Origin of the sequence: Flavobacterium sp. N2820 (assembly GCF_025947285.1) — a bacterium.
Classification (GTDB): Bacteria; Bacteroidota; Bacteroidia; order Flavobacteriales; family Flavobacteriaceae; genus Flavobacterium.
Window position 1 is genome coordinate 925,177 of the sequence record NZ_CP110008.1, and the last position, 16,594, is coordinate 941,770.

Genomic DNA, 16,594 nt, shown 5'->3' on the forward strand with positions numbered 1-16,594 from the left:
TGTTTTTATTTTAGGCAATTTCACCTGATTTTACCCAGGTTAAAAGCGTTTCAATTAAGTGTTGGCTTACGGAGTATTTTTGCATGATTAATATTTTCTATCTCTTATTTTTTAATTGCCAAATTTTCAATTTACCATTTTTTTCTTTTTTTGAACCAAGAATTCTTCTGAATAAGAGTAAATAGAATTGATTATTTTCAACAGTATCTAAAAGATCAATTGTTTCAAGATTTTCTGTTAGATTAATAAATGGACTTCCCAAAGAAATTAGTCTTGCATTCAATTTATCTAAGGGTAGAGATTTAGTGTAGTATTTATTAAATAGAGCAACTTTAGTACTAATTAAATTATTTGAAGAGAGTAAAGAATTAAGTAAAGTTTCACTTATTGAAATATTTACTTGGTTTAATAGAAATTTACAAATAAACGATTGTAGATTTCGATCTTCAATAATTAAATTTTCATCTATAGTTTTAATGACATCTAATTTATTTCCTTCACTAAAAACCTTTGAATTCATTATATCCAACACAATTGTACTTGTAAAAGGTAACTCTTCAATTGACTCAAAAAAATCATCCTTATTCAATTCAGAATAAATTAAAATTAATTGTTCATGAATATTTTTAATATCTGTAAAGTTCTCTACTGAAAAAGGAATGACATTGTTTTTAATTAAAATTTCAACTTTGTTTTTTTCAACACCCTCTACTTCAGAAAAATTATAATGATACGGTATTTTTGTAGCAAGGGAACTATAGCTTTCAATATCAATACTGCTATGTATTAGTTTTGTTATAAATTGAGTTTTAATTCTATCATCTTCTTCTTCGATTATTTCTTTTGAAAGGATATCAAATATTTCTTTCCGGTTTAAATACTCTACTAGTACATTGTCAATTTCATTAAATTCTTTAAAATAATCAATTATATTTTGCCATGAAACGATTAATTTATTGTTATTAAAAAATATTGGCCATAAATTTTTCTCTTTTACATGTATAAGTTTATTGATTAATGTATTATTCTTTTCAATTAATTGAATTTCCAATTCCTCAGAAACAACTAATTCATTCAAAATTTTTAAAACACTTTGTTCAGACTCATTTAAATTATTTTCAAACTCAAATAATACACATTCAAGATAATATTCTATTTCATAATCAATATAAGAATTTAATCTTGTACAGCCAGAATTCGAAATCAATGTATAATTTTTTAAATTTAATTCCTTTAAATCAACATCATTAGTTTTGAAAGCAGAAATCATTAATTTAATCATATCGAAATTAATTTCATAAAGATTATTTTCATAGATGAACTTTAATAATTGAACATGTTTGTCGTCAAAAATTAGTCTATCAAACTGAACTTTTTCATCCTTAAGAAACTGTTCTACTTTAGTTTTATTATCATCCTCAAAATAAATTGATGCTAATGATTCAGAATAATTTAAAAAATAAAATATTGATTTGTTTTTATTTAATTCCTTAATTTTTGAAACGGGGATATTTTTAAATAACAACCTTAAATATGATGATTTTTTGTCAATCGAATATTCTGTTGAATTTTCTAAATAATTAAAAATATTAGTCCATGTATTTGATACATGTCTAATAAAAATATTTTTATTTGTATCATTAGTGTATTGCAAATATTCATCAATAAATAAAATTGAATTCTCCGTTTCATTTTTTAAAACATTCATAATTTTGATTATTTCAACCGATTTATTACTCTCAATGAGATAATCCATCAATGAAAAATTTAATATCTCTTGTCTGTAAAAATAGGCATCATCAATTTTATTCAATATACTATTAAACTCATTTAGTTTTATATCAAATGGTAACTGTTTCGAGTTAAAACTTAATAAGAAATCTCTATCTTCTTTAGATAAATTCCCATCTTGTCTTGAAATATAATGTTCATAATCTTCATCTATATATCCAACTTTGACTAAAAAATTAATTAAATCATAGTTCTTTACCTTATTCTCATTTTCATCACCCTCTAATGTTTTCTCATAATCTAATTGTAGCTGTTTAAAATAATTTATACTTTCAAATTCATTAAGTAGTTCTGATAGTTTTTTTGAATTTATTGACTTGATTTTATTTTGGTTTATTTCTACTTTAATTCTAAGTTCTTCAATATTATTTGAAGCTTTGTTAGTAATTCTTTCAAGTCTCTGTGAGTAATTAATAGAAGGATTAACAGCCTTTTCAATTTCATTGAAAGATAATTGTATTGAATGACTATTTGAACTATACCAATCATAATATATGTGATTATTTTTAGTGAAAATTTTAAAATTTTCTTCTTGCACTAAATCAGATGGATTGATTTTTTTTGAGTTTAATGTTACATTAATAACACCATGACCATTTCTTTGATTTACAATTTCAAGAAACTTTGCTACATATAGCATTCGTAATTCTTTAGTATTAGTTAAAATTTCTTTGTTTAATAAATCAATTAATCCTTCAAAAGTGTTTATTTCTTGCTCAATTTTTTTTATTGTATCGTCTATTAGTTTAATCTTATTTTTTAACAATTGGTAAACATACCCCTTTCGATTATTTAATAAATCAAATTCTGTTGGTTCTACGTTTTTGTATACCATCATTGCAAATAGTTTTTTCTCATCTACATTTTCATTAAGAATGTTTTTATAAACTTTATATTCATTTGCAATAGAAATTATAACTCTCATGTCACTTAAATAAAGTGACACTTTTTCTATAAAATTTTTGAATTCTCTCTTTTCATTTATGTTTTCAATTGATTCAATTTCATTATTAAATCTTCTAATAAGTTCTATTGCAGAATTTGTATAGTTTATGATGGGAACGACTGGTAATATGAAATCGAAGAATTTAGTACGCTCATTTTGTGTAAAAATATCGTCAATTACGGCATATACAAAAGTCACTTTACCTTTTTCTCTAATTGGCTCGTAATTATTAATCAGAAAATTAATTTCTCGAAGTTTTATATAAATTTCTGTATTATTAAATCTATCTAAATCTTCAAAAAAAACTACATCAATTGGATTTCTTTCAAAAAAATATAAAATTTCATCAATCTCATTTTCAAAATTTATTGTTGCTTTTTCATGTTTACTTTCTAATTCTGCTTCATTAATCTTAAATTTTGTCATCTTAAAATTGATGAAAAAATCATATACTTTATATACAATAAAGATTAGACCCGCAAATGAAACTATACTATAAACTCCATTAAAGAAAGAAGAATAAAAATCTAATCCTAAAGCAAAAATTAAAGAATCTAAAATATTATTATTAGTAAAATATAAAATTGAAATTAACCAACAGAAAAATAAAAATGCGTTTAAAGCAATATACTTATGATTTACAATTCTTTTAAATCTTGATTCTGGAACTTTATCAGGATGAACTTTATAAAAGAGTTGTTTTAATATACAATATTCTAATTTTGATGTAATTTTTTCATCTTTGACAAATTTATCATCAAAAGTTGCTAAAGATATATCTATATAACTAAGTGGATATATGTGTTTAAAAGTTTTTATAATTGATGTTTTCCCTGAACCATAAGGACCAGATAAGGCAATATTAAAAATATTACTATCTCCAATTGCTTCTTTAAGTAAAATAGAATGTTTATCTTGTTCTTCGTTCAAAATCTTTGCAGAAAAACCTTCTATAGTCCTTTCGGAAAGGCTAATTGATTTTTTCTTTGCTAAATCATTTAATTTCAATATTATAATATTGTCAATTAAGAAATCATATACATCAGATTTAAATTTCTTCAGTTTGATTATTATTTTTTCAGTCATAGCTTTATTTTTATAAAAGAAATCAACTATTCTCTACAATTCTTATGTCCTCTTCACTCAAACCATAAAATTTATAAACCATTTAGTCTATTTATTATTTTTTTTAACAATTTGAGCATTTTTGCTTTATTCTATTAATTACATTTTATTTCTTCCCTTTCTTCTCCTTCACAAACAACCCAGATGTATATTTCTCATACAACTCAAATAAAAACTCCATGCGTTTGGCTTCGCTGGTGAAGGCTTGTTTGCTGTAGGCAGCATCAACGGCTTTATCTAGTTCGTTGTGGGCTTTTACTAAAGCTGGCGGCATGGTTAACGGATTGTATAAATCTGCTAATGAACTAGTAGGAAAAGAAGCTCTTAAATCTAAAACATTTTGTGCTTTTTCCTCAATAGTTTTTATTTGTTTTTCAGATGGATTTTCTGGCCAAGGATAGTTGTTGTAAACTATAGAATTTGAATACCTATAATCGCTCTTTAATCTACCACATAAATTACGAACCCAAGTCATATGCATTTCTGAAGTTAATAATCCAAAATGGAACAATTTTGCATTTGGAATAATTAAACATAAATTACTAGCAATAATATTTGAAGGCATAAACCCAATTGGGATATATTTTCTCCTTTCAGAAGAAACACTTGGAATAATAATATATTCACTTTCATTATGTGAAACAAATGCGAATTGAGAGGGTCTGTTTGCCAATTCTCTTGTTTCCTTTCTTGTGCTGCTTTCTCTAAATTTTTTTACACTTTTTAATCTTTCAGAAATGAAATCTGATTTTCGTAAGTCGTTAGGCTCTGCATCTTTTAGCCAAAGACAATATCTTGGTATATTATTTATAAACTCTATACTTCCTACATATTTTCTAATGTATTTAGAAATATTTAAGTCTTGTTTTTTTGCTATATTTCTTTCTTCTTCAGTAAGTAACAAAAATCCTCCATCAATAGGTTGATTTCCAAACTTTATGTTTGGAACAGAACAAATTGGAGTTGTTCTCTTTTCAATTAAAACATCTTTAGCATCGACTAAATATTGATTAATGTTTTTTGCTTTTATTTCATGAGCTTCGCCTTTTATATCTTCGTATTCAAATATTCTTTTATTTATTGAATCATAATTTGCGAAACCAACAATAACACAATATACTGCTGCATTACCTTTTGCTTCATTGCTCCATTTAAAAGTTCGATGTGCAAAGTGAATTTTAATTCCATATTTAATTAACATCTGTCCCCATAAAATACTAGTTTGTTCACCTTGAACAATCGAATTAGTAGAAACAAACGCTGTTTTTATTTTTGTATTTTGAATGTATTTAGCAGCTTTTAAATACCATCCCGAAACATAATCTAAAACTCCACAACCTTTACTGTTATCAAACTCTTTAATAATTTGATTTCTTTGGAATTGGCTCATAATTTTTGAACCAATGAATGGTGGATTTCCAATAATGTATGAAAGTTGATTTTTAGCTACAACATCTTCCCAGTTTACTTCCAAAGCGTCACCATGCACAATTTTTGCCGATTTTTTTAATGGCAAACGTGCAAAGTATTGTCCAAATTCATTACTAATTTGCATGTTCATTTGGTGGTCAATTAACCACATGGCTACTTCGGCAATACGTGCTGGAAATTCTTCGTATTCAATGCCGTACATCATATCGACGTTCAGCCAAATAATACTTTCTATTTCAGTTACATATTGGTTTTTATATTGTGCTCTTAAAATCTCTAATTCCAACAAACGTAATTCACGATAAGTAATTACTAAGAAGTTACCGCAACCACAAGCAGGGTCTAAGAATTTGAGTTGGCTAATTTTTTTATGGAACTCAGGTAATTTGTTTTTGTTTCCTTTGATGCTTTCAAATTCCGCCCACAATTCATCTAAAAATAATGGCTTTATTAATTTTAAGATATTGCTTTCACTGGTGTAATGTGCTCCTAAGTTTCTTCGTTCTTTTGGATTCATTACACTTTGAAACATGGAACCAAAAATAGCCGGAGAAATTTTACTCCAATCGATGTAACAACAATCTAATAAAGCTTGGCGCATTTTACTATCAAAACTTGCCATAGGCAAAATTTCTTCAAACAGTTTTCCATTCACATACGGAAAGTCGTTTAATTGCTCGTCCAAGTTTTTGAATCGTTTGTCTTTAGCAGTATTTAACACCTGGAACAATTCTTGAATTTTGGAAGCTAAATCACTTCCATCTTCAGCGGTTCTATGTTCTATGTAATCTTGAAATTGTTGTTTATCAAAAATAGTAGTGTCTTCCGCAAACAAACAGAATAAAATTCGAACTAAATATACTTCTAACGGATGTCCTTCATACCCAATTTCTTCTAATCGGTCGTGCAATTTCCCCATTAATTCCGCTGCTTTGATGTTGGCAGGGTCTTGTTCCTTATATGTTTTCTTTTGATAGCCTAAAAGATAGCCGAAGCTTTGCACATTTAGTACTAATTCGTCTAAAGTAAAGGATAAAGTCGTTTGTTCTTCGGTATCGTATAATCTGAATATATGGAAATCACATACCAAAACGTATTTTGGGAGTTCATTTTGTTTTAAACCATGCGTATAATCAATCGCTTGTTGAAATGCTTTGTCAAGGTTTTTACCACGACTTTTCATTTCAACTAAAATAGTTCCTTTCCAAAGCAAGTCGATATACCCATCGGCATCCGATAGTTTTTTTACTCGGTGTTCAAACGTTCCAATCTTCTTACGAGTGATTCCAAAGACATCAAAAAAAGCATCTAAAAATGGTTTTGCATCAGCTTCTTCATTAGTGGTATCTTTCCATTCTTTGGAAAATTTAACTGCTCTATCTTTTATCTCATTCCAGCTTAACGCCATTTGTGTTTTGTTTTAATTGTAGTATAATTCCCAAACATAACGAAAAAAAAGCACCTGTACAACCCGTAAAAATACCTGATTTTCAAACCAGGTAAAACTACGGGGGTACCTTCGGGAGCTAAGGTAGATAAAGGGTTTTGATAAATTTTACGGGAAACCGTAAAGGAATTAAAAAAAAACAAAAGCGCGAGCAACGCTACTTTTTGTAAAAAAAATACAACAAAAAAGCCAACTATTAAAATTGGCTTCTAAATCATACTATAAAGTGTTCCGCGATTAAGAGTGTTGATCCAATGCAACTAATCTTGCTTCTTTTGCAGCAACACTTTTAACCACATAAACCGCCAAGAATGCTAAAGGAATACCCAAGGCAGAATTCAACATTTCTAATTGGGTGGCAGAAATATAATTGTCTAAAGTCTCGTCTTTAAAAGCCATTTTAATTAGATAATTGCCCACATAATTACTCAAAATCCACAAGGCCCACCAAAAACCAATCAAAGTAGTCTCCAGGGCAACAACTTTGCCTGTGGCCGTACCAATCAATCGACTCATTTTTTCATCCAATTCCTTCATAATATGATAAGGTCTAAACAACGAAATAATAGGCACAAACCAACTCCCCGCTGCCCATCCATCACTGTGTTCACAGGTACCCGTGCGCACTTGTAAATTATAATAAGCACGCCTAAACCATTGAATAAAAAACACTGCACAAATCACCATCGCAATGAGGTAAATTACCGCTATAATTTGTTCACGCAAATCATTTGCCGAAAGCACTTCATCCGTAGCAAAAATACCCGCCTTCAAGTCATAAAGTAAGTCCAATTGCAAATAAGACGAAAAACCAGAAACAATATCCAATACCATAATTACTATGAGCATAAATTGTGCATTTTTTGCACGTACCGCATTAGGACGTATCAAAAGTTGTTGCTTGGCTACGTCTGTAACCACACTAGAATCTTTAGCATAATACCTGCAATCGGCATCCGCTTCCAATTGATGGCCTCTCAAATTACAAATGGCCTCGGGTTCAAAATCACCCTTTTTACGATTCAAACAAGTCTTACAAACCAAAAGTTGCGCTGCAGTCATACACTATATTTTTTCAGAATAAAGTGCCAAACATAACAAAAAAACAACACGCACACAACGCCAAGAGTAATTTTATCCCCAACATTGAACTACGCAATAAAGTGAAGCCAACAGGGGATCATGCAACGCTTTCAACGCAACATCCTAAAGAACCACCAATCCTTTCTCCTCAGGTAAAATCGGCAGCCATTCCCCATCAGTTTCCGAAAAAAAAGAGATAGCCACCAAGCGCAGCCAACAACCATCCGGAATTGCATCAGGTACACCAAAAGAAATTGCAGGATGCAACTTTTCCATCTGCCAAGTGGAAGTCTCCAAATGTCCCGTTAAAGTTTCAAAATCAAAAAAAAGATACAGTACACTACAACCCAAATAAATACCGGTTGCATTTAGCAAATCTTCTGGTACCGAAATCGAAACATTACCCGCAACAACCGTAACCGTTAATCGACAATCAGGATTAAAAAAATAGCCCAAAATCGCTTGTTGTGCCGCATTTGAAGCGAAAGCCGTTTGCAACAAACGAGCACCACGTGGATGCGTCTCATCATAAACCAACAAACTGCGCATTTTTTTGGTCAACGCATTTACTACCAATAAATTATTGTGCTTGGTCAAAAAATCGGTCAACACCCCCCGAATGGCTTTACAGGTGGTAGAAACCAATCCAAACTCACTAGCATTTTGCCTACACAAAGCATACTTAGGACTAGTCAACAATCCTTTAGTAGTAAAACCCGATTTTTGCCGCACAATCAATTCGTCACCCAATGGATACACAATATAATCGCCAATGCGCTTGGGGTATTTTCCAGAATAGACTTTTATCTTTGCCATACGTTTGCTTCCTAATTGGTTTGGGTTTGGTTCGTATTTGGTTCGTAGTTGTGGTACCCTTTATTTTCAAAAATAAGCGATACCTTTTTAAAAAACAGCACTTTATACAACAAATTATCAACTAAATTAATAACAAAATACAAACCAATCGGTGGTCGTAATTTAGTCGTTCCTGTATAGATACGGTATGGATACTTCATAGATACGCCATAGATACGGTTAGGTTGTGGTACCCCTTTCAAAACACATCGATACCTCAAACAAGTCAAAAACAACAGTCTGAATCCAAACAAAAACATCAATTTATAAAGAAATTAATTATATTTGAAAGAGATTTAAGGCAATGTAACCGGTGGAAAACAAAATAAAAAAGCCTCATTAAAACAGCAACGTGACCCATAAAATATTTTTAAAAATAGCAACCACACTAGCATTAATAGGATTTGGAATACTGTATTTAAGTATTGGAGGAAGAACTGTTTACAGTAGAATAAATACATACAGCATCTATCCTGTTTTAATGGGATTGGCACTTATGGTACCGTTAGTTTTATATTTTATCCTTAAACAATACAGAAGACAAACATCCAGTAAAAAACGAAACAAAACAAATGAAAACCGCCAATCAAAATAAGAAAAACAAAATGCGGAACACCATACAATACAGCTACAAATTCACCATCATAATGGCATTATTCGTACTTAGTTGTACTGCGGTTAAACAGCATCCTTATGTTTTTAAAAAAGAAGATAAAAAAATAACACTTGTACTGGAAAACAAGGCAAACCATTTAAGATGGAATGAAAAAACAACCTTTACAGTGCAACTTGAGCATATTGAAAAAAAGAGACTATCCTTTTCGGCACCAGGATTAAGATTTATTCAAAGAAGCAATGACAACCAAGAAAGTATTTTAGAAATTGAACCAAAAAGAGAACACATCAAAGGCAATACTTTAAAATTATTTGTTAACTTTAGGGATGAAAAAGATTCCGTTTGGGTACACACATTTAAAATTCCAATAAAATAACCAACCATGAAAAAACGATTTGAAACCATAGTGCTATTAGTAGTGCTCGCTTTATTTACTAGCTGTAAACAAGAAACCATTACTACTCAAAACGAGTATTTTGCACAATCTGCTGACAGCATCCAAAATGGTGGAATAAAAGTCATTCCCATCACCACACCAAAAGGCACGTTTAATGTGTGGACAAAACGCATTGGCAACAACCCAAAGATCAAAGTATTGTTGTTAAATGGCGGACCTGGTGCTACACACGAATATTTTGAATGTTTTGAGAATTTCTTACCTGCCGAAGGGATCGAATTCATCTATTACGACCAATTAGGATGTGGAAATGCAGATAACCCAAACGATACATCCATGTGGGATTTAGCAAGATATGTCGAAGAAGTGGAACAAGTGCGTAAAGCCTTGCAATTAGACAACACCAATTTTTACTTGTTAGGTCATTCTTGGGGCGGTATTTTAGCAATGGAATACAGTATGAAATATCAAAACAACATGAAAGGCTTAATCATTTCGAACATGATGGCTAGTTGTCCAGAATATGATAAATATGCTAATGAAGTTTTAAGTAAACAAATGAACCCTGAAGTGTTGGCAGAACTAATGAAATTGGAAGCCAACAACGACTTTTCGAATCCAAAATACATGGAATTGTTGTTGCCAAATTTCTATGAAAAACACATTCTTCGCTTTCCAGCAAAAGATTGGCCAGAACCTGTAAATCGTTCGTTTGCCAAAATGAATCAGTCGCTTTATGTCACCATGCAAGGGCCGAGTGAATTTGGTATTTCTGGGAAACTAGAAAATTGGGATAGAAAAGCCGATTTAAAAAAGGTAACTATTCCTACGCTAGTAATCGGAGCCAAACACGATACAATGGATCCAAAACACATGGAAGAAATCTCGAAAATCTTACCAAACGGTTCCTATTTATTCTGTCCGAAAGGAAGTCACATGGCCTTTTATGATGATCAAAAGACCTATTTTGCGGGATTGATTTCATTCTTGAAAAAATAACTCAAAAGCAACTCTTAGTAGTTGCTTTTTTTTGTAACTTGCTGTTCTATTTCAAAATTTAAAATGGCCAACAAAGCATTACTTTTTACCCCTGCTTTAACCCACGAAAAGTCGTTAAAAACTTTAGTGGAAAACCGTACTATTTTTTCGTTAAACCATTGCGAATTGAATATTTTTGAAACCTATCAAAAATCTGATTTAGTGCCTTTGAAGTTTAATGATTTGGTCGTTACCAGCATGTTACGCGGTAAAAAAGTGATGCACTTATTTGAAGATCCAAGTTTTGAATACTTGCCGGGTGAAACTGTAATTGTGCCTTCCAATGCCGAAATGAAAATTGATTTTCCCGAAGCGTCAAAAGAGAATCCCACACAGTGTATCGCTTTGGCCATCGATAATCAAATAATTACAAATACCTTAGACTTTTTAAACGAAAAGTACCCAAAAGAAGGGAAAAGCAATTTGTGGAAATTAGACCACGAAAACTATTTCTTTTATAACAATGTAGAATTAGCAGGCACCATCAATAAATTAATCAAAGAATGCATGGGTAGTTCTTTAACCAAAGATGTTCTCGCTGATTTAACGCTACAGGAACTAATTATTCGAATCATTCAAACGCAAACCACCAAACGGTTTGAAAGTGAAACATTTATTGATAGTAACAGCCCAATTACACCCTCGATTGAATACATCAAAAACAACATCAGAGAAACCATCAATTTGAAAGATTTAAGCGATAAAGCGTGCATGAGTACCACTTCATTTTACCGCTATTTCAAAAGAGAATTAGGCATGAGCCCTATTGAATACATCTTAAATGAAAAGATAAAATACGCCAAAAAACTATTGAGTAATCCAACCATTCAAATCAATGAAGTTTCCTATGCCACCGGATTTGAAGACTGCAATTACTTCATTAGATTGTTCAAAAAATACGAAGGCGTAACACCAAAACAATACCAGTTAATGAATTATAATGGATAACAAACAAAAACCTAATCCCTAATCTCTAATCCCTAATCCCTTTTCCCTTTTCCCTTTTCCCTTTTCCCTTTTCCCTTTTCCCTTTTCCCTTTTCCCTTTTCCCTACCCATTCAACCTCACCGCTTCTAAATTAGCAGCTTCTTCTTCAGTAAACAATCTATAATTTACTTTAAATGTTTTTCCGTAAGGTGTTTCCAATGAAAAACCGCCTGCTCCTATTCCATCAGCTACATCTAAGGTAAAATGAGCGTGTTTCCAATATTCGAACAAATCTTTGTCCACCCAAAATTCAAATCCTTGAAGAGTTCCAATACAAACATCACCAAGTCTTAGATAAAATCCGCCTTTTTCAAAACATTGCGGTTGCGTTCCTTCGCAACAGCCACCCGCTTGATAGAACATTAAATCACCAAATTTTTCAGATAACTGGTCTATTAAATCTAATGCTTTTTTAGTCGCTTCTAATCGTTTTATTTTTTCCATATCTTAAATTTAAACATATAAGTTTTATCCTCGTAACATACTTCTTAAATGCGCTTGAAAATAATTGTATAAAACTTACTATAAGCTTAAATGACTTATATGTTTTAAAATAATTAAGTTCACAAAAACTCTAATTGTATATAAAAAAACAAACCCAGCATCACACTGGGTTCGTTTATCATTTACTAAAAGAAACCTAATTTGTTTTTGTTGTAAGAAATCAACATGTTCTTCGTTTGACGGTAATGATCTAACATCATTTTGTGGTTTTCTCTTCCAATTCCCGATTGTTTATACCCTCCAAATGGCGCTCCTGCTGGATAAGCATGGTATTGATTGACCCAAACACGTCCTGCTTGAATGGCTCTTGGTACTTGATATAATTCATGTGCATCACGTGTCCAAACGCCTGCTCCTAATCCATACATCGTATCGTTAGCTATTTCTAAAGCTTCTTCCGTAGTTTTAAAAGTTGTTACTGCTAATACAGGTCCGAAAATTTCTTCTTGGAAAATACGCATTTTGTTGTGCCCTTTAAATAGTGTTGGCTGAATGTAATATCCTCCTTCTAAATCACCACCTAAATGATTTACATCGCCACCGCATAATAATTCAGCTCCTTCTTCTTTCCCTAAATTAATATACGAAAGAATTTTGTCCTTTTGAATTTGAGAAGCTTGAGCACCCATCATTACAGTAGGATCTAATGGATTACCCATTTTAATCGCTTTTACACGTTCCAATACTCTTTCAATAAATTGGTCATAAATCGATTCGTGAATCAATAATCGCGATGGACACGTACACACTTCGCCTTGGTTTAAAGCAAAAAGTGCTACGCCTTCTAACGCTTTATCTAAAAAGGCATCATCAGCATCCATAACCGATGGGAAGAAAATATTTGGTGATTTTCCTCCTAGTTCTAAGGTTACAGGAATAATATTTTCAGTAGCATATTGCATTACCATTCTTCCCGTAGCAGTTGACCCCGTAAAGGCTGCTTTATTGACTTTTGGATTGGTTACTAAAGTTCTTCCAAGCTCAGCTCCAAAACCATTAATTACATTGATTACACCCGCTGGAACTAAATCGCCAATAATTTCCATTAAAACCATAATTGAAATTGGCGTACTTTCTGCTGGTTTCAACACCACACAGTTTCCGGCTGCTAAAGCAGGTGCTAGTTTCCAAACGGCCATTAAAATAGGAAAGTTCCAAGGAATAATTTGTGCCACAACTCCAATTGGCTCATGCACAATAATTGAAACAGTATCTTTATCCAATTCGGTTATCGAACCTTCTTCAGCACGAATTACACTAGCAAAATATCTAAAATGGTCAATAGCTAACGGAATATCCGCAGCCATCGTTTCACGAATTGCTTTACCATTGTCTAAGGTTTCCACAGCTGCAATGAAATCTAAATTAGCTTCAATTCGGTCTGCTATTTTGTTCAACATAATACTTCGCTCAGTAGCCGAAGTTTGGCTATATGTTTTAAACGCTTCATCGGCAGCATTTACAGCCATTTCAACATCCATTTTAGCAGAATGTGCGGCTTTAGCCATTAATTTTCCATCTACAGGAGAAAGCACTTCAAAATATTGTCCTGTTGAAGGCGCTGTCCATTTTCCGTTGATGTAGTTATCGTACTTTTCTTTTAATTGAGGTCTTTGAATTAAATTACTCATAATTTTGATTTTAGGTTTGTTTATCAAAATTAACTTCAATTACGCGCTTAGAATAGCACAATTAATTCATTTAATAGCACAAAACTGCTATTCACTAAAATTTAACACTAAAAAATTATACATAATTTAAATTTCAATGCTATAATTTATCAAAATGATAATTAAAACAATTTATACTTATCACCAAAAAGCTGTTCAAAAAATCTAATTTCTAATTTCTAATTTCTAATTTTAAAAAGTATCTTTGCCCTTTAAAATTCGATACAAAAATGCGTATATCTTACAATTGGTTAAAACAATTTATTAAAACGGAATTAAAATCTGAGGAAATTGCTGATATTCTAACCGACTTAGGCTTAGAAGTAGAAGGCGTTGACCCATTTGAAAGTCTTAAAGGTGGATTGCAAGGTGTTGTTGTAGGTCATGTACTTACCTGTGAAAAACATCCAGATGCTGATAAATTAAAAATCACTACTGTTGATTTAGGCGACGGAAACGCGCCGGTTCAAATTGTGTGTGGTGCTCCAAATGTAGCTGCGGGACAAAAAGTACCTGTGGCAACAATTGGAACCAAATTATACGATAAAGAAGGTAACGCATTCGAAATCAAAAAAGGTAAAATTCGCGGTCAAGAAAGCCACGGAATGATTTGCGCTGAAGACGAATTAGGCTTAGGTGAAAGTCACGACGGAATCATGATTTTAGCCGAAGAATTAAAAACCGGAACACCTGCTTCAAAAGTATTCAATATAGAATGTGATGAAGTATTTGAAATTGGTTTAACACCAAACCGTGCTGATGCTATGTCACACATGGGTGTTGCACGTGATTTGCGTGCGGGTTTATCGCAAAAAGGAACTACCTCTGAATTAATGACGCCGTCGGTAAGTAAATTCAAAGTAGAAAAACGTACCTTAAAAATTGATGTTAAAGTTGAAAACGACAAATTAGCTCCAAGATATTGTGGGGTAACCATTTCAGGAATTACGGTAAAACCTTCACCAAGTTGGTTACAAAATCGATTAAAATCAATCGGTTTAACCCCAAAAAACAATGTGGTAGATGTTACAAATTATGTTTTACACGAATTAGGGCAACCACTACACGCTTTTGATGCCTCACAAATTAAAGGAAATAAAGTAATTGTAAAAACAGTTGCTGCTGGAACAAAATTCACCACTTTAGACGATGTGGAACGCACACTTCACGAAGAAGATTTAATGATTTGTGACGAAAGTGGACCCATGTGCATCGCAGGTGTTTTTGGTGGAAAAACTTCAGGAGTTTCAGAAAGCACTCAAGCAATTTTCTTAGAAAGCGCCTACTTTAATCCGGTTGCTGTTCGAAAAACGGCTAAAAGACATACGCTGAGCACGGATGCTTCGTTCCGCTTTGAAAGAGGAATTGACCCAACGATTACAGAATATGCGTTAAAACGTGCTGCTTTATTGATTCAGGAAGTAGCTGGAGGTGAAATTACTTCTGACATTGTAGATATTTATCCAAAAAAGATTGAAGATTTTAGTGTTTTCATTCATTTCAATAAAGTCAATAGAATTATTGGTGAAGAAATTAAACCAGAAACCATCAAAAAAATATTAGCTTCTTTAGACATAAAAGTCAACTCGATTTCTGATGCTGGTTTGGGCTTAATCATTCCTTCTTACCGTGTTGATGTTACACGTGAAATTGATGTTATTGAAGAAATTCTTCGCGTTTATGGCTACAACAATGTAAAAATTCCAGCGAAGCTAAATGCAACCATTTCAAATTCATTACGTACAGAAGAATACAATGTTCAAAATATAATTGCTAATCAATTGTGTTCCTTAGGGTTCAACGAAATGATGGCCAATTCATTGACTACACCCGATTATGTAAAACTTTCTGATAATTTAAAAGAAGAATTCAATGTAGTTATGTTGAATCCTTTGAGTAATGATTTATCAGCGATGCGTCAATCGTTATTGTTTTCAGCATTAGAAGCAGTATCGTTCAATATCAATCGTAAAAGAAGTGATTTAAAGTTTTTTGAATTTGGTAAAACATATCACAAATTACCTGCTTCATATGACGAAGAAAAGCATTTGACTTTAACCGTTACTGGAAACAGAAGCAACGAAACTTGGATAAAACCGCAAGAAAAATCAGATTTCTTCTTGTTCAAAGGATATGTTTTAACGATTTTAACACGTTTAGGATTAGATAAAAAAGTGACGTCCTTACCTTTTGAAAATGATGTTTTTGCAGAAGGATTAGCTTTGGCAATCGGAAAAGAAATCATTGTGGAATTTGGTTCAGTAAAAAAATCAATTTTAAAACATTTTGACATCAAACAAGAAGTGTTATATGCCGATTTTAATTGGGGAAAAATCCAAAAATACGTAACCAACAAAATCAAATTTACCGATATTCCAAAATACCCAGAAGTAAGACGTGATTTTGCGTTGTTAGTTGACGAAAATGTACAGTTTGAGCAAATCTTCAACATCGCAAAACAAACCGAAAAAGGTTTATTAAAAGATGTAAATTTATTCGATGTATACCAAGGAAATAACTTACCAGAAGGTAAAAAATCATACGCTGTAAGTTTCATTTTACAAGACGATTCAAAAACACTAACCGACACTCAAATTGATAAAATTATGAGTAAGTTACAAAGTAATTTTGAAAGTCAGTTAGGTGCGAGTTTGAGATAGTGGTCAGTGTTCAGTGGTTAGTCGCAGTGGTCAGTTTTTAAGCT

General features: G+C 31.9%; 11 protein-coding genes. 4 read left to right on the forward strand and 7 right to left on the reverse strand.

Annotation, left to right across the window (positions count from 1 at the left end):
* Nucleotides 1-97 precede the first annotated feature (97 nt).
* The 5 genes from OLM52_RS04350 to OLM52_RS04370 all read right to left on the reverse strand — a co-directional run bounded on the left by OLM52_RS04350 (nt 98) and on the right by OLM52_RS04370 (nt 8,839).
* A complete protein-coding gene (locus tag OLM52_RS04350; protein WP_264549920.1) occupies nt 98-3,823 on the reverse strand; it encodes a hypothetical protein in 3,726 nt (1,241 codons plus the stop codon).
* Nucleotides 3,824-3,968: 145 nt separating this feature from the next.
* Nucleotides 3,969-6,701 carry a class I SAM-dependent DNA methyltransferase gene (locus OLM52_RS04355; protein ID WP_264549921.1) on the reverse strand — a complete coding sequence of 911 codons (2,733 nt, stop codon included), beginning with the start codon at nt 6,699-6,701 and terminating at the stop codon, nt 3,969-3,971.
* A 276-nt stretch (nt 6,702-6,977) separates the two neighbouring features.
* Nucleotides 6,978-7,802, reverse strand: a complete 825-nt coding sequence (locus tag OLM52_RS04360; protein WP_264549922.1) for a DUF4328 domain-containing protein — start codon at nt 7,800-7,802, stop codon at nt 6,978-6,980.
* 144 nt (nt 7,803-7,946) lie between these two features.
* On the reverse strand, nt 7,947-8,639 hold the full coding sequence (locus tag OLM52_RS04365) for a hypothetical protein (protein ID WP_264549923.1): 693 nt from the start codon (nt 8,637-8,639) through the stop codon (nt 7,947-7,949).
* Between the two features lie 11 nt (nt 8,640-8,650).
* Nucleotides 8,651-8,839, reverse strand: coding sequence for a hypothetical protein (locus OLM52_RS04370; protein WP_264549924.1), 189 nt, complete (start codon nt 8,837-8,839; stop codon nt 8,651-8,653).
* A 411-nt stretch (nt 8,840-9,250) separates the two neighbouring features.
* Between OLM52_RS04370 and OLM52_RS04375 the strand changes: the two genes are divergently transcribed.
* From OLM52_RS04375 to OLM52_RS04385, 3 genes are all read left to right on the forward strand, one after another.
* Entirely contained in the window at nt 9,251-9,670 is a 420-nt protein-coding gene (locus OLM52_RS04375; protein ID WP_264549925.1) for a hypothetical protein, read from the forward strand.
* Nucleotides 9,671-9,676: 6 nt separating this feature from the next.
* Nucleotides 9,677-10,690: a proline iminopeptidase-family hydrolase gene (locus OLM52_RS04380; RefSeq protein ID WP_264549926.1), complete on the forward strand. Its 1,014-nt coding sequence runs from the start codon at nt 9,677-9,679 to the stop codon at nt 10,688-10,690.
* 63 nt (nt 10,691-10,753) lie between these two features.
* On the forward strand, nt 10,754-11,677 hold the full coding sequence (locus OLM52_RS04385; protein ID WP_264549927.1) for an AraC family transcriptional regulator: 924 nt from the start codon (nt 10,754-10,756) through the stop codon (nt 11,675-11,677).
* Nucleotides 11,678-11,779: 102 nt separating this feature from the next.
* On the opposite strand, the gene OLM52_RS04390 is transcribed toward OLM52_RS04385, so the two are convergent.
* Nucleotides 11,780-12,160 carry a DUF779 domain-containing protein gene (locus OLM52_RS04390; RefSeq protein WP_264549928.1) on the reverse strand — a complete coding sequence of 127 codons (381 nt, stop codon included), beginning with the start codon at nt 12,158-12,160 and terminating at the stop codon, nt 11,780-11,782.
* Nucleotides 12,161-12,345: 185 nt separating this feature from the next.
* Nucleotides 12,346-13,851: an aldehyde dehydrogenase family protein gene (locus OLM52_RS04395; RefSeq protein ID WP_264549929.1), complete on the reverse strand. Its 1,506-nt coding sequence runs from the start codon at nt 13,849-13,851 to the stop codon at nt 12,346-12,348.
* Nucleotides 13,852-14,120: 269 nt separating this feature from the next.
* Here OLM52_RS04395 and pheT point away from each other — a divergent pair, with 269 nt between their 5' ends.
* Nucleotides 14,121-16,550: a phenylalanine--tRNA ligase subunit beta gene (pheT, locus tag OLM52_RS04400; protein WP_264549930.1), complete on the forward strand. Its 2,430-nt coding sequence runs from the start codon at nt 14,121-14,123 to the stop codon at nt 16,548-16,550.
* Nucleotides 16,551-16,594: the final 44 nt, after the last annotated feature.